Genomic DNA, 23,388 nt, shown 5'->3' with positions numbered 1-23,388 from the left:
CCATGAGCGCAGAGGCCACGAACCCTGGTAATCCCGTCGCGCCGGTCCAGGCCGGCCCGCCCGATCTGGGCGAAGCCTCGCACCGCAAGCGCGGCCGCCCCCGTCTGGAGCTGCGCGGCCTGCGCCGGATCGGCCGGGCCGCGCTCCTGGGACCGGCCCCCCGCGACGGCCTGCCGGACGCCCTGGAGCACGTCGCCAAGGTGCACCGCGCCCACCACCCGGACGCCGACCTGGACACCCTGAGCAGGGCCTACGCGCTCGCCGAGTCCTCGCACCGCGGCCAACTGCGCAAGAGCGGCGAGCCGTACATCACCCACCCGCTCGCGGTGACCCTGATCCTGGCCGAACTGGGCGCCGAGACCACGACCTTGACCGCCTCCCTGCTCCACGACACCGTCGAGGACACCGATGTGACGCTCGATCAGGTGGGCGCGGAGTTCGGCAAGGAGGTCTGCTACCTGGTCGACGGCGTGACCAAGCTGGAGAAGGTCGACTACGGCGCCGCCGCCGAGCCCGAGACCTTCCGCAAGATGCTGGTCGCCACCGGCAACGACGTCCGCGTGATGTCCATCAAGCTGGCCGACCGGCTGCACAACATGCGCACCCTCGGCGTGATGCGCCCCGAGAAGCAGGTCCGGATCGCCAAGGTCACCCGCGACGTGCTCATCCCGCTGGCCGAACGGCTGGGCGTGCAGGCCCTCAAGAGCGAGCTGGAGGACCTGGTCTTCGCGATCCTGCACCCGGAGGAGTACGCCACCACCCGCGCCCTCGTCCACGCCCACGCGACCCGCCCGGACCCCCTCGCCGCGATCGCCGAGCGGGTGCGCGCCGTCCTGGACGAGGCCGACATCGACGCCGAAGTCCTGGTCCGGCCCCGGCACTTGGTATCCGTGCACCGCGTGCGCCTCGCGCGCGGCACGGTCACCGGCACCGACCTCGGCCGCCTGCTGGTGCTCGTCGCCGAGGACGCCGACTGCTACGCGGTCCTGGGCGAGCTGCACACCTGCTTCACGCCGGTGGTCTCGGAGTTCAAGGATTTCATCGCCGCGCCGAAGTTCAACCTGTACCAGTCGCTGCACACCGCCGTCACGGACGAGGACGGCGCCATTGCGGAAACGCTCATCCGTACGCACCGCATGCACCGCGTCGCCGAGGCCGGGGTGGTCGCGCTGGGCAACCCGTACGCCCCCGCGGACGGCTCCGACCCCGCGGCCGAGCGCCCGGCCGGGAGCGGCACGGAGGGCGACCGCGACGCCGAGGACGGGGAACGGGTGGACCCGACCCAGCCCGGCTGGCTGTGCCGCCTCCTGGAGTGGCAGCGCGCCACCCCCGACCCGGACACGTTCTGGACCTCGCTGCGCGCCGACCTCGCCCAGGACCGGGAGATCACGGTCTTCTGTACGGAAGGGGGCTTCGGCGACGACGGCCCGGCAGGTCAGGGGGCCGCCCGTACGGGCACGGACGGCACCGCCACCGTCGGCCTGCCCGCCGGCGCGAGCTGCGTGGACGCCGCGTACGCGCTGTACGGCGAAGGGGCGCACAGCTGCATCGGCGCGCGCGTCAACGGCCGCCTCGCGACCCTCTCCACGGTCCTGTGCGACGGCGACAGCCTGCACCTGCTCATGGCCTCGGACTCCACCGCCGGCCCCTCACCGGACTGGCTCGACCACACCCGTACACCGGCCGCCCGGCTCGCCATCTCGCGCTGGCTGGCCGCCCACCCGGGGGCGGAAACGGGGGCGGGCGAGAGCGCGGTGGGGGCGGGCGCGCCGAGTGGCGCCGGTGGGGCGCGCGGCGCCGGGGCCGCCGTGCCGTCCGGCCGCCCCGGGGGAACGGACACCGCCGGGCTGTCCACCGACCTCCCCGACGCGACCGTACGGCTCGCGGGCTGCTGCACCCCCGTACCGCCCGACCACGTCACCGGCTTCGCCGTACGGGGTGGCATCGTGACCGTGCACCGCGTGCTGTGCCCCGTGGTGGCCCGGATGGCCGCCTCCGGGCGGAAGCCGGTCGGCGCCCGCTGGCGCGGCGCGGGCAACCGCGCGCAAGGCTGCCGGGTCACCCTCCTCGCCGAAGCCTTCACCCGGCCGCACCTGCTCGCCGACCTCACGGAGGTCATCGCCGCCGAGGGCGCCGCCGTGGTGGCCGCGGCCGTGGAGCCGCCCCGCGAACAGCGGGTGCGCCACACGTACACCCTCCACCTGCCGGACGCGGCCAAGCTGCCGTCCCTGATGCGGGCGATGCGGCAGGTTCCGGGCGTCTTCGACGTGCTGCGGGCGGGCCGCGCGCGGTCGACGATGGCGGCGCGTTCTTGAGGGGGCGCTGCGGGGTGGGTGGTTGACGGTGGCGGTGCGTACTTGAGAGGAGTCCGCTCGGTCATGTGGTTGATGGTGGCGGTGTGCCTGAGGGGCGTCCGCCGTGGTGGGTGGGTGATGGTGGCGGCGCGTACTTGAGAGGCGTCGGCTCCGGCGTGTGGTTGAAGGTGGCGGCGCGCCTGAGAGATGTCCGCTCCGGCGTGTGGTTGGTGGCGGCGCGTACTTGTGGGGCGTCCGCCCCGGCATGCGGGTGAGACGGCGGCGCGCCTGAGGGGCGCTCGCCCCGGCGTACGGGTGACGACGGCGGCGCGTTTCCGAGGCGCCCGCCCCGCGCGGTCCCGCGCGCGGTCGGCACACCCGTTCTCCTCCGGCCTCGACGGACGTACGGCCCGCCCTCGTTCGGGTGCCGTACTGTCGCGTCGGCCACGGGCCGGGGCACCGCGCTGGTAGCGGTGGGTCATGCCGCTTTCCCCGTACCACCCCGCCCCCGGCCCCGGCGGACCCGTCTCCACCCCCGGCCGGGGCCCCGGAGGCACCCCGTCCCGCCCCCGCCCGGGGGCCGCCCGCCGCCGGGCCGCGCTCGGCCTGCTCGCCGCCGCCACCCTGGTCGCCGCGGGACTGCCCGACGCCGCGCCGCTCGGCGTCGGCGACCGGCTCTACCCGCACCTCGGCAACCCCGGCTACGACGTGCGCGCGTACGACATCGCCCTGACCTACCCCGGCCGCAACGACCGGCCGCTGGACGCCGTCACGAAGATCACCGCACGCGCCACCGCCCGCCTGAAGCGCATCAACCTCGACTTCGCGCACGGCACCGTCCGCTCCGTCGAGGTCGACGGGCGGCGCGCGGCCCACGTCATGCGCGGCGAGGACCTGATCGTCACGCCGCACCGGACCGTCCGCCCCGGCACCCCGCTGCGCATCGTCGTCCATCACACCAGCGACCCGCGCCCCCGCAAGGGCGCCGAGGGCCGCGAGGACGGCTGGCTGCGGACGAGGGACGGGCTGGTCATGGCCAACCAGGTCGACGCCGCGCACCGGATCTTCCCGTGCAACGACCACCCGTCGGACAAGGCCCTCTACACCTTCCGCGTCACCGCGCCCAAGGGCCTGACGGTCGTCGCCGGCGGGCTGCCGGCGGGGCGCCACCCGGCCACCGTACGGACCGAGCCGGACGCGGGCGGGAAGCGGACCGGGCGCGACGCCCGGCAGGCGCGGGCGGTCCCCGCCACCACCTGGGTCTACCGCTCCGCCCACCCCATGGCCACCGAGGTCGCCCAGGTCTCCATCGGACGCTCCGCGGTCGTCCGCCGCACCGGGCCGCACGGCCTGCCGCTGCGCGACGTCGTACCGGCCGCGGACCGCAAGCGCCTGGAGCCGTGGCTGGCCAAGACGCCCGGCCAGCTCTCCTGGATGGAGAAGAAGGTCGGCCGCTACCCCTTCGAGGCGTACGGCGTGCTGCTCGCGCAGGCCGAGACCGGCTTCGAGCTGGAGACCCAGACCCTCTCCCTCTTCGAGGAGCGGCTGTTCACGGGCGGCCAGTACCCCCGCTGGTACATCGAAGCGATCATGGTGCACGAACTGGCGCACCAGTGGTTCGGCGACAGCGTCTCCCCGCGCACCTGGTCGGACGCCTGGCTCAACGAGGCGCACGCCACCTGGTACGAGGAGCTGTACGCGCACGAGCACGCCAGGAGGTCCATGGACGAGCGCACGCGCCGCGCCTACAGCGTCTCGGACCGGATGCGGCGCGAGGGCGGCCCGCCCGGCGCGCCGAAGCCGCCGGCCCCCGGCAACAAGACCGGCATCTTCCGGCCCGTGATGTACGACGGCAGCGCGCTCGTCCTGTACGCGCTGCGCGCCAAGATCGGGCACGCCGCGTTCGACCGGCTGGAACGCGCCTGGGTGACCCGGCACCGGGACGGCGTCGCGGGCACCGCCGACTTCGTCGCGCTGGCCTCCCGCGTCTCGGGCCAGGACCTCACCGGCTTCTTCCACAGCTGGCTGTACGACACGAAGACCCCGCCGATGCCGGGCCACCCGGACTGGAAGAGCACCTACAAAACCCCGCACCCACCCGCGCGGAAACCCGAAGCGAAGCCCGGCGCGAAGCCCGCGGGCAGGCCCGCCGCCAAGCCCGCGAAGCCCGGCGGGACCCGGGCCGCCGGGCCCGCGAAGACGCCGCCCGCGGCCGCGCACGGAAAACCCGCGTGACGGCTCCCACCGGCCGTGCGACCATCGTCTGGCCGACGACGGGGCGGCCGGGAATCTTCCCGGGCCCTCCGGACGTTGTCACGAACGCAGGTTCCGGGGCCGACGCGGTCCGGGAACGTTCCAACGATGCAAAGGATCAAATGACCTCCTCTTCTTCCCTTCCACAGGACCGACAGCGCCTCTCCGAGAGCCTGCGGGCCGACGCCCTGATGGAAGAGGACGTCGCCTGGAGTTACGAGATCGACGGAGAGCGTGACGGCGAGCAGTACGACCGTACGGAGCGCGCCGCGCTGCGCCGCGTGGCCGGACTGTCCACCGAGCTCGAAGACGTCACCGAGGTCGAGTACCGCCAGCTCCGCCTGGAGCGCGTGGTGCTGGTCGGTGTCTGGACCTCCGGCACGGTGCAGGACGCGGAGAACAGCCTCGCCGAGCTGGCGGCGCTGGCCGAGACGGCCGGCGCGCTGGTGCTCGACGGCGTCATCCAGCGCCGCGACAAGCCCGACCCGGCCACCTACATCGGCTCCGGCAAGGCCCTGGAGCTGCGCGACATCGTCCTGGAGTCCGGCGCGGACACGGTGGTCTGCGACGGTGAGCTGAGCCCCGGCCAGCTGATCCACCTCGAAGACGTCGTCAAGGTCAAGGTCGTCGACCGCACGGCCCTGATTCTGGACATCTTCGCCCAGCACGCCAAGTCCCGGGAGGGCAAGGCGCAGGTCTCGCTGGCGCAGATGCAGTACATGCTCCCCAGGCTGCGCGGCTGGGGCCAGTCGCTGTCCCGGCAGATGGGTGGCGGTGGCTCCGGCTCGGCGGGCGGCGGCATGGCCACCCGTGGTCCCGGTGAGACCAAGATCGAGACGGACCGGCGGCGGATCCGCGAGAAGATGGCGAAGATGCGCCGGGAGATCGCGGAGATGAAGACCGGCCGGGACATCAAGCGGCAGGAACGCCGCCGCCACAAGGTCCCCTCGGTCGCCATCGCGGGCTACACCAACGCGGGCAAGTCCTCCCTGCTCAACCGTCTGACCGGGGCCGGCGTCCTGGTGGAGAACGCGCTGTTCGCCACCCTGGACCCGACCGTGCGCCGGGCGGAGACGCCCGGCGGGCGGCTCTACACCCTCGCCGACACCGTCGGCTTCGTCCGTCACCTGCCGCACCACCTCGTCGAGGCGTTCCGCTCCACGATGGAGGAGGTCGGCGACTCCGACCTCATCCTCCACGTGGTCGACGGCTCGCACCCGGTGCCCGAGGAGCAGCTCGCCGCCGTGCGCGAGGTGATCCGCGACGTGGGCGCCACCGACGTCCCGGAGATCGTGGTCGTCAACAAGGCGGACGCCGCCGACCCGCTGGTCCTCCAGCGGCTGCTGCGCCGGGAGAAGCACGCGATCGCGGTCTCGGCCCGTACGGGCCAGGGCATCGACGAACTGCTCGCCCTGATCGACGAGGAGCTGCCGCGCCCGCAGGTCGAGATCGAGGCACTGGTGCCGTACACCCAGGGCGCGCTGGTCTCGCGGGCACACGCCGAGGGCGAGGTGATCTCCGAGGAGCACGTGGCGGAGGGCACCGTCCTCAAGGCGCGCGTCCACGAGGAACTGGCCGCCGAGTTCCAGCCGTACGTACCGGCTGCGTGACGCGGCGGTAGGCGGAGCGCCGCAAGGACGACGCCGTAAGCAGTACGAAGGCCCGCCCCTGAAGGCGGGCCTTCTCATATGACGGAAACGGCCGCGCCCACGGCCTGTGACGAGGGCCCGCCCCCGGGAACCGGGAGCGGGCCCTCGTCCGCCGTGACTACTGCGACGCGAACTTCTTGCTCATCGCGCCGTACATGCTCTTGGCCTCGGGGCCGAGGTGCGGACCCGCCAGCCAGCCGGCCGGACGCGGGCCGATCGAGGTGTTGGACACCAGGGTCGGCTTGCCGTCCGCGCCCTTGGCGAACCAGGGGCCACCGGAGGAACCGGCGGTCATCAGGCAGCCGATGCGGTACATCGTCGGCTTCTGCGCGGCCAGCGACAGCCGGCCCGGCTTGTCGGTGCACTGCTGAAGTGTCGCGCCGTCGAACGGCGCCTCGGCCGGGTAGCCCTGCGCGGTGATGCTCGCGATGTCCGGGATCGCCGAGGCGTTGAAGTCCACCGAGTACGCGCCGCCGGCGACCTCTTCGAGGGACTTGCTGCCGGCGCCCTTCTCCGGCGTCACGTGCATGATCGCGAAGTCGTACGGCGCCATCGGCACGCTGTTGCCCTGCGGACCGCCCTGGCTGATCCACTGGTTGGAGGTCGACGCGCCGTCGGCCCACCACACGCCCTTGGGGAACATCTCCTCACGCGTGGCGCGCTCCAGCTGGGCCGCGGGCTTGCCGCTGTCGTTGAACGACGGGGCGAAGATCATGTTGCGGTACCAGCCGCCGCTCTTGCCGGCGTGCACGCAGTGGCCCGCGGTCCACACCAGGTTCGACTTGCCCGGGTGTGCGGGGTCCTTGACGACCGCGCCGGAGCAGACCGCGTGGCCCTCGGGCGTGTCGAAGAAGATCTTGCCGAGGCCGGGCGCGCTCTGGCCGAACGGCGGCTTGACCGCCTTGGCCTGCACCGGCCGCGGCTCCGGGTCGGTCCGCCCCTGGTCACCGGAGATGTCCTTGGGCGTCGGCTCCTTCGGCGGCTTGGCCTTGCTCGCCCGGTCCGGGTCCCACAGGCCCTTGATGATCGGGTTGATGAAGTCACTGGCCTCGCGGAGCCACTTGTCCTTGTCCCAGTTCTTCCACTCGCCGTTCTTCCACTTGTCCAGGTCGACGCCGTGTTCCTTGAGCTTGTCCTGGATGTCCTTGGGGATCGTGAAGCCACCCCCGCCCGCGCTGCCCTGATCGGCGGACTGGCTGGGCTTGCCGTCCGCCTGGTTGCCCTCCGGGCCGCAGCCGGTGGCGGTCAGCGCCACCACCGCGGTGAGAGCGGCCGCGGCCAGGACCGGCCGACGTATGGATCGCATGGGTGAACTCCCCCTGGTCTGTTCAGGCTTGCCGTGTGAACTTGTCCGGCCCGGGCGGTCCTGCCGCACCTCGGCCGGTTGTGCCGGTCTTGCTCCGGCGCGCTCCGGACGTGCCTGGATCTGCTGTTTTGTCATGCACCGGAAAGCCGGGGCAGGTCCCCACTATGCCGGTGCCGTTGGGGACGGCGGCGGGCGGGTCCCCGGTTCCGGATCGGATGGATCTCTGGGAAAGAGGGGGCGGGGGGAGGGCGCGCGATGCGTCCCGTACGGCCGTACGGGGTTTCCCGCGCCGGGTCCGGACGCCGTTCCGGGGGCGTCCCGAGGTCGTCCCGGGGTCGTCCCGGGGGCGTCCGCGGCAAGGATCTTCCGGCAGGCCGTGTTCTCCCGCCCGGCGCGTCGTTGACACGTACGGGGGACGGCTGAGCCGTGGCCGGAGGCAGGCGGCAGCGGTCCGCCAGGAAGACCCGGCCCGGCGCCCGCCGCCGACGGACCAGGCCCGGTGTGCGAAGTGACGGCCCAGTGGGGCCCTCGGCGCGCGGCGGGCCCACCCGCAGTTCAACAGAAGACTCAGCAGCAGGAGGACCGAACCGCCGTGGCCTTGACCCAGCCTCTGCCGACGTCACCCCCTCCCGCCCACGAGGGCATCCTGCGGCGGCAGTCGCTCCGCGAGTCCGCCGCCCGTACGTACGCGCGTTCGCTGCCCATCGTCCCGGTGCGCGCCCGCGGACTGACGATCGAAGGCGCCGACGGCCGCCGCTATCTGGACTGCCTCTCCGGGGCGGGCACCCTGGCCCTCGGGCACAACCACCCCGTCGTCCTGGAGGCCGTCCGCGCCGTCCTCGACTCCGGCGCCCCGCTGCACGTCCTCGACCTGGCGACCCCGGTCAAGGACGCCTTCGTCACCGAACTGTTCGCCACCCTGCCCGCCGAACTGGCCCGGCACGGCCGCATCCAGTTCTGCGGCCCGGCCGGCACGGACGCCGTCGAGGCCGCCTTCAAACTCGTCCGCACCGCCACCGGCCGGGACGGGATCGCCGCATTCACCGGCGCCTACCACGGCATGACGGCAGGGGCGCTCGCGGCGTCCGGGGGCGCGCGGGACGTCTCCGTGAGCCGCTTCCCGTATCCGTACGACTACCGCTGCCCCTTCGGTACGGGCGGCGAGCGCGGCGCCGAACTGGCCGCGCGCTGGACGCAGAACGCACTCGACGACGACAAGAGCGGAATCGCCAGACCGGCCGGAATGATCCTCGAACCGGTCCAGGGCGAGGGCGGGGTGATCCCCGCGCCGGACGGCTGGCTGCGCCGGATGCGCGAGATCACGGCCGCCCGGGACATCCCCCTCATCGTGGACGAGGTACAGACCGGCGTGGGCCGCACCGGTGCCTTCTGGGCCGTCGAGCACAGCGGCGTGGTGCCCGACGTGCTCGTGCTGTCCAAGGCCATCGGGGGCAGCCTGCCGCTCGCGGTCATCGTCTACCGCGAGGAGCTGGACGCCTGGTGCCCCGGCGCGCACGCCGGCACCTTCCGCGGCAACCAGCTCGCGATGGCGGCGGGCGCCGCCACCCTCGCGTACGTCCGGGAGAACGACCTGGCGCGGCGCGCCGCCGACCTGGGCGCCCGCATGCTGTCCCGGCTGGGCGGGCTCGCCGCCGAGCACGACTGCGTCGGCGACGTACGGGGCCGCGGCCTGATGCTCGGCCTGGAACTGGTCGACCCGGACGCCGCCCCCGACCCGGCGGGCGCCCGCCCGGCCGCCCCCGCGCTGGCCGCGGCCGTCCAGCAGGAGTGCCTGACCAGGGGCCTGATCATCGAGCTGGGCGGCCGCCACGACGCGGTGCTCCGGCTGCTGCCCCCGCTCACTGTCACCGACGAACAGGCGGACGCGGTCCTCGACCGCCTCGCCGACGCGCTGACGGCGGCGGTGCGCGCGGGGGCGTCGGGCGCGAAGAGCGCGGGAAGTGCAGGGAGTGCGGGTGCGGTGCCCGCGACGGTGGGTGCACAGGCGCCGTCCTCTGAGGTGCCCTCATGACGGGGGCGCGGCTTCGCTTCGGGCGTACGAGTGCCGGGTGTTCCTGTGCCGAGTGCTGGAGTGCCGGGTGCCCCTGTGCCGAGTGCTGGAGTGCCGGGTGTCCCTGTGCCGGGCGTACGCGTCACCACCCGCCGCCCCGCCCCACAGCTCTCCGCCACCCCACGAGTCCCTACCGCCCCACCACCGTCCAGACCGCGTCGACCGCGCCGACCCTGCGAGGCACACCCCGATGAACGAACGCCCCGGCCCCGACGGGACCCCGGCCGACGAGCGACGTCTGCCCCGTGAGCCCCTGGCCCGGCTGCGGGAGCCGGCCGTGCCGCGCCAGAACCGGCGCGCCGGGGCCCACGACACCGCGGAGAACGGCGAGCACAGCGGCCACACCGGCTGCGCGGTACGGCTCGGACACTACGAGCGGCACGGTCACGAGGACTGCCACGGGCTCGGAGCGACCCGGGTCGTCACCGTCTACTCCGACGACGAGCCCGGCGAACCCGACGCCGCGGCCGGGGCCGCCGTCGGGGCCGCCGTCGGGGCCGACGCCGGGCCTGGCGCTGAGCAGGAATCCGATCCGCAGGAATCCGGCCCGCAGGAAACCGCCCACCAGGAGACAGCCCTGCGACCCCCCGTGCACGAGCACATCCCCGTGCACGAGCACATTCCCGTGCACGACCGCCTGGAGCACGCGGACCCGGCCGTCGCCGCCGACGCCGCCGGCGCGGAGAACCTGCTGCGCTGCTGGATTCGCGAGAGCGGCACGCCCCGCCCGGCCGGCGACCGGCTGCGCATCCCGCTCGCCGCCGGTGCGACGGCCCTGCGCGTCCCCGTCCTGTACTGGTCGGACACCGGCTGGCACCGCCTCGGTGCCCCCGTATGGGAAGGCGCCCCCGCCGACGCCGCGCCCCTGGACGCGGTGACCCTCGCCGCCCTGCTGCGCCGCGAGGCCGTACACGGTGGCGCGGGCGGCGACACCGGCGGCGGACCCGCTGGTACGGACAGCGAGAGCGCCGACCTCGTCGGCCGCGTCGCCGACTCCGTACGGCACACCGCCGCCTTCCTCGCGGACCGGCGTGCCGCCCCGGCCGACGGCCCCGGCGGCTCCCGCTTCCTCGCCGCCGAACAGGCCCTGCTCTTCGGCCACCCCATGCACCCCACCCCCAAGAGCCGGGAGGGCCTGACCGAGGCCGAGACGCGCGCCTACTCGCCGGAACTGCGCGGCGCGTTCCGCCTGCACTGGATGGCCGTCCACCGCGACGTGTTCGCCGCCGACTCGGCCTGGACCGAGCGCGGCCGGACCGTACCCGCCGAACGGCTGGCCGCCCGGCTCGCCGAAGGCGCGCCCCCGGTCCCCGCCGGCACCGTGCCGCTGCCGATGCACCCCTGGCAGGCCCGCCAGCTCGGCCACCGCCCGGACATCGCCGCGCTGTACGCGTCGGGCCACCTCCGCGACCTGGGCCCCGGCGGCCCCGTCTGGCACCCGACCTCCTCCGTCCGTACCGTCTTCCAGCCCGGCCGCGACGCCATGCTCAAGCTCTCCCTGGGCGTGCGCATCACCAACTCCCGCCGCGACAACCTCCGCAAGGAACTGCGCCGCGGCGTCGAAGTGCACCGGCTGCTCCGCACCGGACTCGCCGCCCGGTGGCGGGCCGCCTTCCCCGGCGCGCCGGGCTTCGACATCGTCCGCGACCCCGCGTGGCTCGGCGTCACCGGAGCCGACGGCGAGCCGGTGCACGGGCTGGACGTGGTCGTCCGGCACAACCCGTTCGCCGACTCCGACGACGCCGTGTGCATCGCGGCGCTCACCTCGCCGCGCCCCTGGCCCGGCCGCACCGGCCTGCGTTCCCGGCTCGCCGACGTCATCAGCGGCCTCACCGCCCGCACCGGCCGGCCCACGGGCGCCGTCGCCACCGAGTGGTTCCTGCGCTACCTCGAAGCGGTGGTACGCCCCGTCCTCTGGCTCGACGGCACCGCCGGCGTCGCCCTGGAAGCCCACCAGCAGAACACCCTCGTCCTCCTGGACCGCGACGGCTGGCCCGCCGGCGGCCGCTACCGCGACAACCAGGGCTACTACTTCCGCGCATCGCGCCGTACGGACCTGGAGCGGCGGCTGCCCGGCATCGGCAGCGCCAGCGACACCTTCGTCTCCGACGAGGTCACCGACGAGCGCTTCGCCTACTACCTCGGCATCAACAACGTCTTCGGCCTCATCGGAGCCTTCGGCTCCCAGGGCCTGGCCGCCGAGAACGTGCTCCTCGCCGCCTTCCGGCGCTTCCTCACCGACGCCGCCGCCGGGCCCGCGGCACACCGCTCACCCCTGCCCGGCAGGCTCCTGGAAGCCCGCACCCTGCGCTGCAAGGCCAACCTGCTGACCCGGCTGCGCGGCCTCGACGAACTCGTCGGCCCCGTCGACACCCAGTCCGTCTACGTCACCATCCCCAACCCCCTCCACCCCTGACCCACCGTCCCTGTCCTCTCCACCCCTGCCCCCTCAACCTCTGTGTCCTCAACCTCTGTCCCCTCCACCCCTGACCCTGCCGTCCGCGCCCCCTGCACCTCCGATTCCCGCCCACCCGCCCCGTGACCTCGTGAGGAGGCCCGGAAAGGAGAGAGCGCCGCCGTGCCCCCCACCGAATCCGGCATCGACCCAGGCTCCGAGAAGGCCTTCGACCACCCCCTCGAAGGCCCCCCGGACGACGCGCTCGACGACACCCTCGACCTGCATCTGCCCTCCGACATCACCGCCCTCTTCAGCGACGCGCCGCTGTCCGCCGATCCGGCCGACAGCCCGCGCGGCGGCCTGCTGCTCGACCACATCAACGACTGGGGCCCGACCGCCACCACCGCGGGGCCGTTCCAGCTCGTACCCGTACGCATCGAGCGCGACCTGCCGCTGATCTCCGCCTGGATGAACGACCCGGCCGTCGCGGCCTTCTGGGAACTGGCCGGGCCCGAGGAGATCACCGCCGCCCACCTGCGCGCCCAGCTCGACGGCGACGGGCGCAGCGTGCCCTGCCTCGGCGTACTGGGCGGCGTGCCCATGAGCTACTGGGAGATCTACCGCGCCGACCTGGACCCGGTCGCCCGCTACTACCCGGCCCGGCCGCACGACACGGGGCTGCACCTGCTGATCGGAGGCGTCGCCGACCGGGGCCGCGGCATCGGCACCGCGCTGCTGCGCGCCACCGCCGACCTCGTCCTGGACCACCGCCCGCAGTGCGGCCGGGTCGTCGCCGAACCCGACCTGCGCAACATCCCGTCCGTCGCCGCCTTCCTCGGCGCCGGGTTCCGCTACGCCGCCGAGCTCGACCTGCCGGCCAAACGCGCCGCCCTCATGATCCGCGACCGCGCCCACCGAAACCTCCTGTGACCACGTCCCCCGCCTGCGCCCGCCGCCGTCGCCCACCCGCCGGCGGCTCCGGCCTGCCCGTCACTCCCACCGGTCCGCGCCGTCGCACCGGCCGCTTCGCACGCTCCTCCCGCACCGCACGTGTCCGCGCACCTGGTCGCCTTTCCCAAGGCGCTGTCCTTTCCCAAGGCACTGTCCGTGAAGCTCAGGTCTCGTCCCCAGGAGTCCCGCCTTGCGTCCTTCCTCCGAACCTCTCCATAGCCCCGCGTCCGGCCCCGCCGACGCCGGGCCGCGCGCCAACGGCATCACCGTCCCCGGCCACGCCTTCCCCGGCACCGGCGCGCCCCCCGACGGCACCACCGGAAGCACCCCCGACGGCATCCCCGACGACGCGAACGGCAGCGGCCGGGCCTGGCAGCGGGCCGCTCGGCGGCTGCTCGCCAAAACGCTGGCGGAGTTCGCGTACGAAGAGATCATCACCCCCGAACCCGATCACGACTCCGATCCCGATCCCGACTCCGAACCCGGTCCCGAGCCGGAATCCGAATCCGATCCCGGACCCGAGCCGGAAGCTGTTCCGCACATGCCGGCCGTCCCCGGCCTCCACACCCCGGCCGTCCCCGGCCCCCGCTCCGAGGCCCGCACCGGCACCGCCGTCCCCGGAGACCCGGGCGCACCGCACCCGTCGCACCCACCGCACGCCCGCACCACCGACGGCTCCCGCGCCTACCGCCTGCGCCTGACCGACGACGTCGTCTACCGCTTCCGGGCCCGGCGCGGCGCGTACGGACACTGGCGCGTCGATCCCGACTCCATCACCCCCACGGGCGACCCCCTCCACTTCCTCTTCCACGCCCACGACACCGTCCTGGGCCTGTCCGGCGACACCACCGGCCACCTCATCCGCGAGCTGACCGCCACCCTCGCCGCCGACACCCGCCTCGACGCCACGGCCCTGAGCGCCGCGCAGCTCGCCGACCTCGACTACGCAGCCCTGGAAGGGCACCAGACCGGCCACCCCTGGCTCGTCGCCAACAAGGGCCGACTGGGATTCTCGGCGGCCGACGCCGCCCTCTGGTCACCCGAGGCCCGTACCCCGCAGCGGCTGCCCTGGATCGCCGCACACCGCCGGCTGGCCGTCTACCGGGGCGTCCCCGCCCTGGCCACGCCCGATCGTCTCTACGCCGATGAACTCACCCCCGAAATCCGCGCCGCCTTCGCCGGCACCCTCTCCGGGCAGGGCCTCGACCCCGCCGACTACCTCTACCTCCCCGTCCACCCCTGGCAGTGGGACGAGACCATCGCGCCCCTCTTCGCCCCCCAACTCGCCGACAAATCCATCGTCCCACTCACCACTGACAACGACCTGCGCCTGCCGCAGCAGTCCATCCGCACCTTCCTCAACCTCAGCCGCCCCCGGGCCCGCACGGTCAAGCTGCCGCTCTCCGTCCTCAACACCCTGGTCTGGCGCGGCCTGCCGACCGAGCGCACCATCGCCGCCCCCGCCGTCACCGCCTGGGTCCAGGGGCTGCGCGACGCCGACCCGTACCTGCGTGACGAGACCCGGGTGATCCTGCTCGGCGAGACCGCGTCCGTCACCGTCGAACACCCCCTGTACGACCGGCTGCCCGGCGTCCCGTACCAGTACAAGGAGCTGCTGGGCTGCATCTGGCGCGAGCCGGTCAGCCGCCACCTGGACCCGGGGGAGCGGGCCCGCACCCTGGCCGCTCTCCTGCAGACCGACCCGCACGGGCGCGCCTTGACGGCGGAGCTGGTGCGCCGCTCCGGCCTGGCCCCCCGCGTCTGGCTGCGCCACCTCTTCGCCGCTCTGCTGCCGCCGCTGCTGCACTTCCTCTACCAGTACGGCACGGTCTTCTCCCCGCACGGCGAGAACGCCATCGTCGTCTTCGACCAGCACGACATCCCCACCCGCCTCGCGGTCAAGGACTTCGTGGACGACGTCAACACCAGCGCCGAACCGCTGCCGGAACACGCCACCATGCCCGCGGACGTGCGCGCGGTGCTGCTCACCGAACCGCCCGACTTCCTCACCCAGTTCATCCATTCCGGGCTCTTCGTCGGCGTCTTCCGCTATCTGGCGCCCCTGTGCGAGCAGCAACTCGCGGTCCCGGAGGCCGAGTTCTGGTCCCTCGTACGGGCGGAGATCGGGCGCCACCAGGGGCGCTTCCCGCACCTGAAGAAACGCCATGAGACCTTCGACCTGCTCACCCCCCGCATCGCCCGGCTGTGCCTGAACCGCAACCGTCTCCACCTCGACGGATACCGCGACCGCGCGCAGCGCCCGCACGCCGCCGTGCACGGGACCGTGCCCAATCCCCTCCACCACCCGTGACCGAGCAGATTGTCAGTGGGCCCGCGTAGGGTGGCAGCGCTATGACGAAGCCCTCCCTCCCCGACCTGCTGCACGCCGCCGTCACCGCTGTCGGCGGCACCGAGCGCCCCGGCCAGATCGCCATGGCCGAAGCCGTCGCCGAAGCAGTGGAAGACCATTCCCATCTGCTCGTCCAGGCCGGCACCGGCACCGGAAAGTCGCTCGGCTATCTGGTGCCGGCGCTGGCCCACGGCGACCGTGTGGTGGTGGCCACGGCCACCCTCGCGCTCCAGCGCCAGCTGGTCGAGCGCGACCTGCCGCGTACGGTCGAGGCCCTGCATCCGCAGCTGCGCCGCCGTCCGCAGTTCGCCATGCTCAAGGGCCGCTCCAATTACGTGTGCCTCCACCGCCTGCACGAGGGGGTGCCGCAGGAAGAGGAGGAGGGCCTCTTCGACCCCTTCGAGCACGCGACGCCGACCAGCAAGCTGGGCAAGGACCTGCTGCGCCTGCGCGACTGGGCGGACGAGACCGAGACCGGCGACCGCGACGATCTGACCCCCGGCGTCTCGGACCGCGCCTGGGGGCAGGTTTCGGTCTCCTCGCGGGAGTGCCTGGGCGCCTCCAAGTGCGCGTACGGCGCGGAGTGCTTCGCCGAGGCGGCCCGCGAGCGCGCCAAGCTCGCCGATGTGATCGTCACCAATCACGCCCTGCTGGCGATCGACGCCATCGAGGGCGCCCCGGTCCTGCCGCAGCACGACGTGCTGATCGTGGACGAGGCCCACGAGCTGGTCTCCCGCGTCACCGGCGTGGCCACCGGGGAGCTCACCCCCGGCCAGGTCAACCGGGCTGTCAAGCGTGCGGCCAAGCTGGTCAACGAGAAGGCCGCCGACCAGCTCCAGACCGCCTCGGAGACCTTCGAGCGGCTGATGGAGCTGGCGCTGCCGGGCCGCCTCGAAGAGATCCCCGAGGACCTCGGCTACTGCCTGATGGCGCTGCGTGACGCCGCGCGTACGGTGATCTCCGCCCTCGGCACGACCCGGGACAAGTCCGTCCAGGACGAGGACGCCGTCCGCAAGCAGGCCCTCGCCTCCGTGGAGAACGTCCACGCGGTCGCCGAGCGCATCGCCAACGGTTCCGAGTACGACGTCGTCTGGTACGAGCGCCACGACCGCTTCGGCGCCTCCCTGCGCGTCGCGCCGCTGTCCGTCTCCGGCCTGCTGCGCGAGAAGCTCTTCGCGGACCGCTCCGTCGTCCTCACGTCCGCCACCCTCAAGCTGGGCGGCGACTTCAACGGCGTCGGCGCCTCCCTGGGCCTCGCCCCGGAGGGCACCGAAGGCGAGGACGTCCCCCAGTGGAAGGGCCTGGACGTCGGCTCCCCGTTCGACTACGGCAAGCAGGGCATCCTGTATGTCGCCAAGCACCTCGCCCAGCCCGGCCGCGAGGGCAGCCGTACGGACATGCTCGACGAGCTGGCCGAGCTGATCGAGGCCGCGGGCGGCCGCACGCTGGGCCTGTTCTCCTCCATGCGCGCGGCCCAGGCCGCCGCCGAGAACCTGCGGGGGCGCCTGGACATGCCGATCCTCCTCCAGGGCGAGGAGACCCTCGGCGAGCTGATCCGCACCTTCGCGGCGGACGCCCGTACATGCCTGTTCGGGACGCTGTCCCTGTGGCAGGGCGTCGATGTGCCGGGCCCGAACTGCCAGCTGGTGGTCATGGACCGGGTCCCGTTCCCGCGTCCCGACGACCCCCTGATGAGCGCCCGCCAGAAGGCCGTGGAGGAGGCCGGCGGCAACGGCTTCATGGCGGTCGCGGCGACCCACGCCGCCCTGCTCATGGCCCAGGGAGCGGGCCGTCTCGTACGGGCCACGGGCGACCGCGGTGTCGTCGCCGTCCTGGACCCCCGCGTGGAGCGGGCCCGCTACGGCTCGTTCCTGCGCAAGTCCATGCCCGAGTTTTGGTACACCACCGACCGCAACCAGGTCCGCCGCTCGCTGGCCGCCATCGACGCGGCCGCCAAGGCGGCAGAGGGGGCGTAACGGCCCCGGACAGTCCAAACCCCGGGACCGGCGCAGTGGTCCCGGGGTTCGGTCGTGGGGTGGGTCAGACGCGCCGGAGCACCGCCACCACCTTGCCGAGGATCGTGGCCTCGTCACCGGGGATGGGCTGGTACGCGGAGTTGTGCGGCAGCAGCCAGACGTGACCGTCCTCGCGCTTGAAGCGCTTGACCGTCGCCTCGCCGTCCAGCATGGCGGCGACGATGTCGCCGTTCTCCGCGACGGGCTGGCGACGCACCGTGACCCAGTCGCCGTCGCAGATCGCGGCCTCCACCATGGAGTCACCGACGACCTTCAGCACGAACAGCTCACCGTCGCCGACCAGCTGCCGGGGCAGCGGGAAGACGTCCTCGACGGACTCCTCGGCGAGGATGGGGCCGCCGGCGGCGATCCGGCCGACCAGCGGGACGTACGACGCCGCGGGCTTGCCCGTGGTGTCGGTGGGGGCGCTGCTGGGCTGGTCGGAGCCGCGGACCTCGTACGCCCGGGGGCGGTGCGGGTCGCGGCGCAGGAAGCCCTTGCGCTCCAGCGCCATGAGCTGGTGGGCGACGGACGAGGTGCTGGACAGCCCGACCGCCTGACCGATCTCGCGCATGGACGGCGGATAGCCGCGGCGCTGGACGGAATCCCGGATGACCTCGATGACCCTGCGCTGCCGGTCGGTGAGTCCCGAACTGTCGGCGCGGATGCCTGGAGGGCGGCCGGGCAGTGAGCGGGCCGGCTTCTGCCCCTCGGGATTCATTGCGTCGTCCATCGGCGGTTTCCGGGTCGGCTCGAATCGGCTCTGGGAGTGGCTCTGGGCGGTGATGGTGGCGCTGTCTGCGGTGGTGGTCACGTCGGCCCCTCTCGGAATGTGCTCCCTAGTTAGCCAACGGTAGTTGCTTTCGAAAGGTTGCGCCAAACACACGTTCGAGTGAAAATTTCCGGATTAGCTGACCTGATCACGGGCTTAGGTGTATAGCCAAAAGGTAATTCGGGTCATTCGGGCCATTTCGATAGTCTTCGCCCTGGGCGTGCGGCCGGGCGCGCGTACCGGCCCACGGGGTTACGGGCGGGCGCCGCGACCTGCCCGATTCTGTCATCCCCGCCCCGCCCCGGCCGCCCCCGGGTCCCGTCCCGTACGCTCGACGGCGGCCCCGCGAGCGGCCGCCGAGACTCCGCCCCGCCGCGACACGCCTGGGGTGTCGATGACCTCCGGACACCACATCTAGTGCTTTGATGACTACAACGGCCTACAAGTTGTGGTGCCGGTGGCTTTCGGGGCTCCGGGGATCGCCTATGCTTGGGGTCGCCCCGAGGGGCCCGTGAGGGTCGCCGGAGGTCATCAGCCGTACGCCGGGACCATGGGCGTACGACCGTAATTTTCGAGGGTGAGGAGGGTGAATTCATGCATTGCCCCTTCTGCAGGCACCCCGACAGCCGGGTGGTCGACAGCCGCACCACCGACGACGGCACCTCGATCCGCCGGCGCCGCCAGTGCCCGGACTGCTCCCGCCGCTTCACCACCATCGAGACCGCGTCTTTGATGGTGATCAAGCGGAGCGGGGTCACCGAACCCTTCAGCCGCAACAAGGTCATCGCCGGCGTGCGCAAGGCGTGCCAGGGCCGGCCGGTCACCGAGGACGCCCTCGCCAAGCTGGGACAGCGGGTCGAGGAAGCGGTGCGCGCCACCGGCAGCGCCGAGCTGTCCACCCACGACGTGGGGCTGGCCATACTGGGCCCGCTGCAGGAGCTCGACCTCGTCGCGTACCTGCGCTTCGCGAGCGTCTACCGGGCCTTCGACTCGCTGGAGGACTTCGAGGCGGCCATCGCCGAGCTGCGGGAGCAGCGCGAGCAGCAGCCGCCCGCGCGGGAGCACGGGGGCGAAGGGGGTGCCGGGCAGCCGGCGGTCCCGGTGCCCGCCACCGCCGCCGACTGAGATCGGCGCACCACAGACCTGACCGGGGCAGTGCAGGCGCCCCGGTTCCAGACAGACACACACCGTGCCACGGGAAGAATGTGCGCACATATGGGCGTTTGCCCGTACAGGGAGGCGGAATGACAGAGACGACGAGCGGCCCGGCACGAGGCTCCCGCGCCAAGGGCAGCAAGGCGAGCAAGGGGCTGCGCATCGAGCGCATCCACACCACCCCCGGCGTGCATCCGTACGACGAGGTGACGTGGGAGCGCCGTGACGTCGTCATGACCAACTGGCGCGACGGCTCGGTCAACTTCGAGCAGCGTGGCGTCGAGTTCCCCGAGTTCTGGTCGGTGAACGCGGTCAACATCGTCACGAGCAAGTACTTCCGCGGCGCGGTGGGCTCCGACACCCGGGAATCGAGCCTGAAGCAGCTCATCGACCGGGTCGTGAAGACGTACACGAAGGCCGGCGAGGACAACGGCTACTTCGCCTCCCCGGCGGACGCCGAGATCTTCGAGCACGAGCTGGCGTACGCGCTGCTCCACCAGGTCTTCAGCTTCAACTCCCCGGTGTGGTTCAACGTCGGCACGAAGCAGCCGCAGCAGGTCAGCGCGTGCTTCATCCTCTCCGTCGACGACTCCATGGACTCGATCCTGGACTGGTACAAGGAAGAGGGGATGATCTTCAAGGGCGGCTCCGGCGCCGGCCTGAACCTCTCCCGCATCCGCTCCTCCAAGGAACTGCTGTCCTCCGGCGGCAACGCCTCCGGCCCGGTCTCCTTCATGCGCGGCGCCGACGCGTCCGCCGGAACGATCAAGTCGGGCGGCGCCACCCGCCGCGCGGCCAAGATGGTCGTCCTGGACGTGGACCACCCGGACGTCGAGGCCTTCATCGACACCAAGGTGAAGGAGGAGGAGAAGGTCCGCGCGCTGCGCGACGCGGGCTTCGACATGGACCTGGGCGGCGACGACATCACGTCCGTCCAGTACCAGAACGCGAACAACTCGGTCCGCGTCAACGACGAGTTCATGAAGGCCGTCGAGACCGGCTCCAAGTTCGGCCTGCGCGGCCGGCTGAACGGCGAGGTCATCGAGGAGGTCGACGCCAAGGCGCTGTTCCGCAAGATGGCGGAGGCCGCCTGGGCGTGCGCCGACCCCGGCATCCAGTACGACGACACCATCAACCACTGGCACACCTCGCCGGAGTCGGGCCGGATCACCGCCTCGAACCCGTGCAGCGAGTACATGCACCTGGACAACTCCTCGTGCAACCTGGCGTCGCTGAACCTGATGAAGTTCCTGCGCGACGACGACAAGGGCAACCAGTCGTTCGACGCCGAGCGCTTCGCGAAGGTCGTCGAGCTGGTCATCACCGCGATGGACATCTCCATCTGCTTCGCGGACTTCCCCACCGAGAAGATCGGTGAGACCACCCGCGCCTTCCGCCAGCTGGGCATCGGCTACGCCAACCTCGGCGCCCTGCTGATGGCCACCGGCCACGCGTACGACTCGGACGGCGGCCGCGCCCTCGCCGGTGCCATCACCTCCCTGATGACCGGCACCTCCTACAAGCGCTCCGCCGAGCTGGCCGCGGTCGTCGGCCCGTACGACGGCTACGCCCGCAACGCCGACGCCCACAAGCGCGTCATGAAGCAGCACTCGGACGCCAACGGCGCCGCCAAGCGCATGGACGACCTGGACACCCCGGTCTGGGCCGCGGCCACCGAGGCGTGGCAGGACGTCATCCGCCTCGGCGAGAAGAACGGCTTCCGCAACGCGCAGGCCTCCGTGCTGGCCCCGACCGGCACCATCGGCCTGATGATGGACTGCGACACCACGGGCGTCGAGCCGGACCTGGCCCTGGTCAAGTTCAAGAAGCTGGTCGGCGGCGGCTCCATGCAGATCGTGAACAACACGGTCCCCAAGGCGCTCAAGCGGCTCGGCTACCAGCCGGAGCAGGTCGAGGCGATCGTCGCCCACATCGCCGAGAACGGCAACGTGATCGACGCCCCCGGTCTGGACCCGGCCCACTACGAGGTCTTCGACTGCGCCATGGGCGAGCGCTCCATCTCGGCCATGGGTCACGTACGGATGATGGCGGCGGCCCAGCCGTTCCTGTCCGGCGCGATCTCCAAGACCGTCAACCTGCCCGAGTCGGCCACCGTCGAGGAGGTCGAGGAGGTCTACTTCGAGGGCTGGAAGCTGGGCCTGAAGGCGCTGGCGATCTACCGCGACAACTGCAAGGTCGGCCAGCCGCTCTCCGCCAAGAAGAAGGAGGAGGAGAAGAAGGCCGAGGAGAAGCCGGCCGAGAAGGTCGTCGAGTACCGTCCGGTCCGCAAGCGCCTGCCCAAGGGCCGTCCCGGGATCACCACCTCCTTCACGGTCGGCGGCGCCGAGGGCTACATGACCGCCAACTCCTACCCGGACGACGGTCTGGGCGAGGTCTTCCTGAAGATGTCCAAGCAGGGTTCGACCCTCGCGGGCATGATGGACGCCTTCTCCATCGCCGTCTCGGTGGGCCTCCAGTACGGCGTGCCGCTGGAGACGTACGTCTCGAAGTTCACCAACATGCGCTTCGAGCCGGCCGGCATGACGGACGACCCGGACGTGCGGATGGCGCAGTCGATCGTCGACTACATCTTCCGCCGTCTCGCGCTGGACTTCCTGCCCTTCGAGACCCGCTCCGCGCTCGGCATCCACTCCGTCGAGGAGCGCCAGCGCCACCTGGAGACCGGTTCGTACGAGCCCACCGACGACGAGCTGGACGTCGAGGGCCTGGCCCAGTCGGCGCCGCGCCAGGAGTCGGTGAAGGAGGCCCCCGCCTCGACGGCCGAGGTCGTCAAGGAGACCGCGGCCCCGGCTCCCAAGCAGGCCCACACCAACGCGGAACTGGTGGAGATGCAGCTCGGCATCAACGCCGACGCTCCGCTGTGCTTCTCCTGCGGTACGAAGATGCAGCGCGCGGGCAGCTGCTACCTGTGCGAGGGCTGCGGATCGACCAGCGGTTGCAGCTGATCTCCGGCGCCGAACAGGCGCGGAACGGATAGCTGAAAGGAGGCGGAGCCGATATGTCGGCTCCGCCTCCGCCGTTTGGGAGAACGGGAAAGTGCCGCACCGGGAAGGTTTCCACGGCATTTTCCCGCTCTGTTACACCGTCAGCTGCCCATGACGGTCACGAAGGTTTCCGGGTCGGCGTCGAAGCCCCGTACGTTCGGGTGGAACCGCCATTCTCCCGACGCGTCGCGGTCGAATTCCGCTATCACCGCCGCGGTCGAGCCGGCGACCGCCGAGAAATCGTTCACGGCCAATTCGTCGTATCCCTCGTTGATGCGGACGGCGGTGTTCGCGATGTCACCGAACGTCTTGCGTCCACCGCGCTGTTGGATGGCCACCCCGACGACGACCCGCCCGTACCGCTCGGCCAGCCGGTTCAGTTCCAGCACCATCGCCTCGTCGGTGCCGAAACCGAGACCGGTCCGGCTGTCCCTGCTGAGGGTGATGGTGCCGTCGGGGGAACGGCTGTCGAAGTGCACCAGGTAGTCCGGTGCGCCGTGCAGTGCGTCCTTCGTGTAGGTCGCGGCGATGATGTCCAGGTCATGCGCTGAAGTGCCCGCGGGGCTGGGGTCCCACTTGAGGGTCACTTCGACTTTGCCGATCCCTTTGTTGAGGCTGCTCACAGAGATCCCTTCCGGTGTTGCAACTCACGGGCTGTGCAAGGCGGACCACCATCGTGTCACGCTCCGCAAGCCCTGCCCCGGGGCCGGGGCGACGCCGTCCCGGTCGGCAGGACTGGTACGCGTACTGCCACTCCGACGTAATCAGTAGGACTGGAGTTCCACCAACGTCCCGTCGGGGGTGCGCAGATGGGCGGTACGGAGATTCGGCCCCCAGTCGGGGCGGTCCTGAGGAGCCGCCACGATGTCGGCGCCGTGGGCGGCGAATCGCCGGGCCGCCTCGTCCACCACGGGAACGCGCAGCACCAGCATGGACGTGTCCTGGGCCGCGGGACGGGGCGGCAGCGCGTGTGTACCGACCGCCCGTGCCATGGCCTCGCGCGAGAAGAGGACCAGAACGGCCTGTCCGTCGAGGTCCCAATTGGCGTACCCGGCCTGCGGGATGACCTTGACGGGCTCGATGCCCAGGAGGTCGCGCAGGGCGCCTTCCCAGAAGCGGGCGGCGGTTTCGAAGTCCTCCACCAGGAGGCGCGGATAGAGAGCGTCCAT

General features: G+C 72.3%; 14 protein-coding genes. 10 read left to right on the top strand and 4 right to left on the bottom strand.

Annotated elements, in window-relative coordinates:
- The first annotated feature begins 2 nt into the window (after nt 1–2).
- From CP973_RS30540 to hflX, 3 genes are all read left to right on the top strand, one after another.
- The gene (locus tag CP973_RS30540) at nt 3–2,315 is read left to right on the top strand and encodes a RelA/SpoT family protein (protein ID WP_150247094.1); all 2,313 of its coding nucleotides are present in this window, start codon (nt 3–5) and stop codon (nt 2,313–2,315) included.
- A 459-nt stretch (nt 2,316–2,774) separates the two neighbouring features.
- Complete coding sequence (locus CP973_RS30535; RefSeq protein ID WP_244410116.1) at nt 2,775–4,529, top strand: M1 family metallopeptidase; 1,755 nt, start codon at nt 2,775–2,777, stop codon at nt 4,527–4,529.
- A 140-nt stretch (nt 4,530–4,669) separates the two neighbouring features.
- Nucleotides 4,670–6,157, top strand: a complete 1,488-nt coding sequence (hflX, locus tag CP973_RS30530; RefSeq protein WP_150247093.1) for a GTPase HflX — start codon at nt 4,670–4,672, stop codon at nt 6,155–6,157.
- Between the two features lie 157 nt (nt 6,158–6,314).
- Here hflX and CP973_RS30525 read toward each other — a convergent pair whose 3' ends face one another.
- On the bottom strand, nt 6,315–7,502 hold the full coding sequence (locus CP973_RS30525) for a trypsin-like serine peptidase (protein ID WP_150247092.1): 1,188 nt from the start codon (nt 7,500–7,502) through the stop codon (nt 6,315–6,317).
- A 592-nt stretch (nt 7,503–8,094) separates the two neighbouring features.
- Between CP973_RS30525 and CP973_RS30520 the strand changes: the two genes are divergently transcribed.
- From CP973_RS30520 to CP973_RS30500, 5 genes are all read left to right on the top strand, one after another.
- On the top strand, nt 8,095–9,534 hold the full coding sequence (locus CP973_RS30520) for a diaminobutyrate--2-oxoglutarate transaminase family protein (protein ID WP_150247091.1): 1,440 nt from the start codon (nt 8,095–8,097) through the stop codon (nt 9,532–9,534).
- 229 nt (nt 9,535–9,763) lie between these two features.
- Nucleotides 9,764–11,989: an IucA/IucC family protein gene (locus CP973_RS30515; protein WP_150247090.1), complete on the top strand. Its 2,226-nt coding sequence runs from the start codon at nt 9,764–9,766 to the stop codon at nt 11,987–11,989.
- 162 nt (nt 11,990–12,151) lie between these two features.
- Nucleotides 12,152–12,901 carry a GNAT family N-acetyltransferase gene (locus tag CP973_RS30510; protein WP_208853335.1) on the top strand — a complete coding sequence of 250 codons (750 nt, stop codon included), beginning with the start codon at nt 12,152–12,154 and terminating at the stop codon, nt 12,899–12,901.
- Between the two features lie 358 nt (nt 12,902–13,259).
- Nucleotides 13,260–15,233, top strand: a complete 1,974-nt coding sequence (locus CP973_RS30505; RefSeq protein WP_425282076.1) for an IucA/IucC family protein — start codon at nt 13,260–13,262, stop codon at nt 15,231–15,233.
- 41 nt (nt 15,234–15,274) lie between these two features.
- Nucleotides 15,275–17,248, top strand: a complete 1,974-nt coding sequence (locus CP973_RS30500; protein WP_030603685.1) for an ATP-dependent DNA helicase — start codon at nt 15,275–15,277, stop codon at nt 17,246–17,248.
- A 64-nt stretch (nt 17,249–17,312) separates the two neighbouring features.
- Here CP973_RS30500 and lexA read toward each other — a convergent pair whose 3' ends face one another.
- Nucleotides 17,313–18,101: a transcriptional repressor LexA gene (gene lexA / locus CP973_RS30495; RefSeq protein WP_150247089.1), complete on the bottom strand. Its 789-nt coding sequence runs from the start codon at nt 18,099–18,101 to the stop codon at nt 17,313–17,315.
- Nucleotides 18,102–18,653: 552 nt separating this feature from the next.
- Here lexA and nrdR point away from each other — a divergent pair.
- Nucleotides 18,654–19,184, top strand: a complete 531-nt coding sequence (gene nrdR, locus CP973_RS30490; protein ID WP_150247088.1) for a transcriptional regulator NrdR — start codon at nt 18,654–18,656, stop codon at nt 19,182–19,184.
- 119 nt (nt 19,185–19,303) lie between these two features.
- Nucleotides 19,304–22,180: a vitamin B12-dependent ribonucleotide reductase gene (locus CP973_RS30485; RefSeq protein ID WP_150247087.1), complete on the top strand. Its 2,877-nt coding sequence runs from the start codon at nt 19,304–19,306 to the stop codon at nt 22,178–22,180.
- Between the two features lie 140 nt (nt 22,181–22,320).
- Here CP973_RS30485 and CP973_RS30480 read toward each other — a convergent pair whose 3' ends face one another.
- Nucleotides 22,321–22,842 carry a TerD family protein gene (locus CP973_RS30480; RefSeq protein WP_150247086.1) on the bottom strand — a complete coding sequence of 174 codons (522 nt, stop codon included), beginning with the start codon at nt 22,840–22,842 and terminating at the stop codon, nt 22,321–22,323.
- Nucleotides 22,843–22,983: 141 nt separating this feature from the next.
- Entirely contained in the window at nt 22,984–23,388 is a 405-nt protein-coding gene (locus tag CP973_RS30475) for a VOC family protein (RefSeq protein ID WP_150247085.1), read from the bottom strand.

It is taken from the genome of Streptomyces albofaciens JCM 4342, from assembly GCF_008634025.1.
GTDB lineage: Bacteria > Actinomycetota > Actinomycetes > Streptomycetales > Streptomycetaceae > Streptomyces > Streptomyces albofaciens.
The sequence above is the reverse complement of the archived record's forward strand: the minus strand, read 5'-3'. Positions and strand labels throughout refer to the sequence as shown.

Excerpts from the sequence above, each read along its gene's own strand:
- hflX (WP_150247093.1), top strand. The coding sequence starts at position 4,670 with ATGACCTCCTCTTCTTCCCTTCCACAGGACCGACAGCGCCTCTCCGAG.
- CP973_RS30475 (WP_150247085.1), bottom strand. The coding sequence starts at position 23,388 with ATGGACGCTCTCTATCCGCGCCTCCTGGTGGAGGACTTCGAAACCGCC.
- CP973_RS30500 (WP_030603685.1), top strand. The coding sequence starts at position 15,275 with ATGACGAAGCCCTCCCTCCCCGACCTGCTGCACGCCGCCGTCACCGCT.
- CP973_RS30525 (WP_150247092.1), bottom strand. The coding sequence starts at position 7,502 with ATGCGATCCATACGTCGGCCGGTCCTGGCCGCGGCCGCTCTCACCGCG.
- CP973_RS30535 (WP_244410116.1), top strand. The coding sequence starts at position 2,775 with ATGCCGCTTTCCCCGTACCACCCCGCCCCCGGCCCCGGCGGACCCGTC.
- CP973_RS30485 (WP_150247087.1), top strand. The coding sequence starts at position 19,304 with ATGACAGAGACGACGAGCGGCCCGGCACGAGGCTCCCGCGCCAAGGGC.
- nrdR (WP_150247088.1), top strand. The coding sequence starts at position 18,654 with ATGCATTGCCCCTTCTGCAGGCACCCCGACAGCCGGGTGGTCGACAGC.
- CP973_RS30515 (WP_150247090.1), top strand. The coding sequence starts at position 9,764 with ATGAACGAACGCCCCGGCCCCGACGGGACCCCGGCCGACGAGCGACGT.
- CP973_RS30540 (WP_150247094.1), top strand. The coding sequence starts at position 3 with ATGAGCGCAGAGGCCACGAACCCTGGTAATCCCGTCGCGCCGGTCCAG.